At 39.8% G+C, this 3,253-nt stretch carries 3 protein-coding genes; all 3 read left to right on the top strand.

The annotated features are described in order from the left end of the window. Positions 1-54 precede the first annotated feature (54 nt). The 3 genes from V7137_RS25905 (at position 55) to V7137_RS25895 (ending at position 3,094) form a co-directional block, all read left to right on the top strand. On the top strand, positions 55-852 hold the full coding sequence (locus V7137_RS25905; RefSeq protein WP_335700740.1) for an ABC transporter permease: 798 nt from the start codon (positions 55-57) through the stop codon (positions 850-852). Continuing rightward, positions 853-1,710, top strand: a complete 858-nt coding sequence (locus tag V7137_RS25900; protein ID WP_335700739.1) for an ABC transporter ATP-binding protein — start codon at positions 853-855, stop codon at positions 1,708-1,710. It abuts the gene before it with no gap. 61 nt (positions 1,711-1,771) lie between these two features. Further along, positions 1,772-3,094, top strand: coding sequence for an aspartate aminotransferase family protein (locus V7137_RS25895; protein WP_335700738.1), 1,323 nt, complete (start codon positions 1,772-1,774; stop codon positions 3,092-3,094). The last annotated feature ends 159 nt before the right edge of the window (positions 3,095-3,253 follow it).

Here is a 3,253-nt window from a genome sequence, read left to right as displayed (position 1 = left end):
TATGCGAAAATAGCCTTTACAAAATAGAACGCATAAGAAAATAGGTGAGATAAAATGATAGCAAAATTGTTTACTCCTAATAAGGAAATACCAAAAATGTTTTATACGTCGGCCGGCTTCTTAACATTTATTATTTTTCTATTAATTTGGTCTGTACTCAGTTACGGACAAATTGTTAATCCTTTATTCTTACCAACTCCCACTGCTGTATTAGCTACAGCCGTTGATATGTTCGTAAATGGTCAGATTCTTTCTGATATTGGGATCAGTTTTACAAGGGTTCTTTTTGGGTTTCTTGCCGCTGCCATTATCGGAATACCTTTAGGGATCTTAATGGGATCATTGCGGATAATGGAGGGAGCGTTTGAACCAATCATCGGATTCATTCGCTATATGCCGGCATCAGCCTTTATTCCATTACTTATTCTTTGGATAGGTCTTGGCGAGACAGAAAAAATGAGTGTCATTTTCTTAGGAACGTTTTTTCAGCTTACGTTGATGATTATGGACGTCACCAAGAATGTTCAAAATGATTTAGTTGATGTTTCCTACACTTTAGGGGCAAAGAAGGCCCAGGTATTCACAAAGGTTATTTTGCCTGCTTCATTACCGGGAATTGTTGATACGCTTCGGATTACTTTCGGCTGGGCGTGGACATATTTAGTGGTTGCTGAAATCGTTGGCGCATCTAGTGGTTTAGGATATATGATCATGCAAGCATCGCGTTTTCTGCAGCCAGATAAAATCATCGTTGGAATCTTGATTATTGGATTACTGGGGCTGATTACAGATATTCTCTTTAAAGCCATATACAAGGCTTCGTTTTCTTGGATGAGAAAGGATGGTTTCTAGATGGTTACACCTGGATTGAAAGTAAAAGAAGTCGAAAAAATAGTTGTACCAAAACAGAGAGAATCTATTGTAAAAATAACGGGAACCCCAAAGTTAGAAATTAAAGAGGTAGGAAAGGTCTTTAAAACAAAAAAAGGGGAAACGACTGCATTGGAAAAAACCTCCTTTTCGATTGAGGAAGGGGAATTCGTGACAATTTTAGGTCCTTCGGGTTGTGGTAAGTCAACCGTATTACGGATTGTTGCAGGGTTAGAAGATGCCACGTCCGGTCAAGTTCTTCTTGATGGGCAGGAAATCAATGGACCTGGACCTGATCGCGGTATGGTATTTCAATCGTACACGTTATTTCCATGGTTATCCGTAAAAGACAATATTACCTTTGGGTTAAAGCTAAAGGGTGTTTCAAATAAAGAAAGAGATGATATTGCTAGGCACTACTTGCAATTAATCGGTTTAGAAGGATTTGAAAACCATTTCCCGATTCAATTATCTGGCGGGATGAAACAGCGTGTCGCGATTGCACGCGCATTGGCAAACGATCCAAAAATATTATTAATGGATGAACCTTTTGGAGCTTTGGATGCCCAAACACGGAACATTATGCAAGAAGTTCTCCTGAAGGCATGGGAAGAGTCCAAAAAGACGATTTTATTTATCACGCATGATGTGGATGAATCGATCTTTTTAGCTGATTCCGTTTATGTGATGACTGCAAGACCAGGGCGTTTAAAGAAGAAGATTCCAATTACCTTAGAGAGACCAAGGGATTTCAGTGTGAAGGCTACAGTGGAATTTGCCGAATATAAAGAAGAATTATTGTCATTAATTCGTGATGAAACTTTAAAAGCGATTAAATAAATAGAGAATTCTAGGTTTAGACAATTTCGAGAGTTAAGTATACGAATACGGAGGTAAAAGTATGGAGAACAAATGGGATCACCTGGTGAAAAATATGCCAAATCGACTTGCACCTAGCATGGCAAAGGATCATCCAAATCTTCCAGTAGTTAAAGAGGAAGGCTGCTATTACTTTGGTGTGGATGGAAAGAAATATCTTGATTTTACGTCAGGGATTGCTGTAACTAATGTAGGCCATCGTCATCCCAAGGTTGTTCAAGCCATTAAAGATGCTGCCGATGGATTGATGCACGGTCCCTCTGGCGTGATTATGTATGAGTCCATTTTACGTTTAGCCGATGACCTTGCTAATATTTTACCTGGAGATCTTGATTGCTTTTTCTTTGCCAATAGTGGGACGGAAGCAATCGAAGGAGCTCTTAAACTAGCAAAATATGTAACGAAACGTCCTTATGTTATTTCCTTTACCGGTTGTTTCCATGGCCGTTCGTTAGGTGCATTAAGTGTGACCACATCTAAAAGCAAGTACAGAAAATTTATCCAGCCATCAGGTCTTACTTATCAAGTTCCCTACGCGAATGTAAAAGAATGTCCAGAAGGTATGGATCCTGAAGCCTATGTGATCGAAAAATTAGAAAAAGATTTCGCCTCCTTATTTAGTCATCAAGTAACACCGGAAGAGGTCGCTTGTGTCATTTTAGAGCCTGTTCTCGGTGAAGGCGGTTATGTTGTTCCACCGAAGGGCTGGTTGAAAAAGGTTCGCGAAATTTGTGATCGCCATAATATTTTACTCATTTTTGATGAGGTTCAAACTGGGTTTGGCCGTACAGGTCAATGGTTCGCCGCCCAAACTTTTGACGTAACACCGGATATTATGGCGATTGCTAAAGGAATTGCCAATGGTCTTCCGCTCAGCGCGACGGTTTCTTCCAGTGAATTAATGAAACAATGGCCACTCGGAAGTCATGGTACGACATTTGGCGGCAACCCAATTGCTTGTTCTGTTGCACTCGCGACATTGGAAGTGATGAAAGAAGAGAACCTCCTTGAAAACACAAGGAATATGGGGAGTTATGCTGTTCAGCAACTAGAAAAGATTAAGGAAAGACACCCTGTAATTGGTAGCATCCGTGCTGTGGGCTTAATGATTGGGATTGAAATCATTGATCCAGTGACAGGTGGACCGAATGGAGCAGGATTGTTAAAAATTCTTGATCTTGCCCTTGAAAAAGGTGTCTTATTCTATCTTTGCGGAAATCACGGCGAAGTCATTCGAATGATTCCTCCATTAATCGTCACAAAGGAACAAATTGATGAAGGTCTTCGTATGTTTGATGAAGCATTATCGGAGTATGAAGCAACGCTGATGCAGCCAGTAAAATAATAGATAGAATGGAAAGCTAATTTTGGTCGCCAATTCACTCGATTGGCGACTATTTTATTTTCATCCTTCATTCTGATCTTATTGCCAAGTTGCTAAATAAAGACTAGATAATGGTGTCTAGTAAATATTTTAGAGCTTGAGACTTAAACGATCCAATAC

It is taken from the genome of Neobacillus drentensis (assembly GCF_036962765.1).
Lineage (GTDB): Bacteria > Bacillota > Bacilli > Bacillales > Cytobacillaceae > Neobacillus > Neobacillus drentensis_C.
Note: the sequence above shows the minus strand (reverse complement) of the source record. Positions and strands in the feature narration are given on the sequence as shown.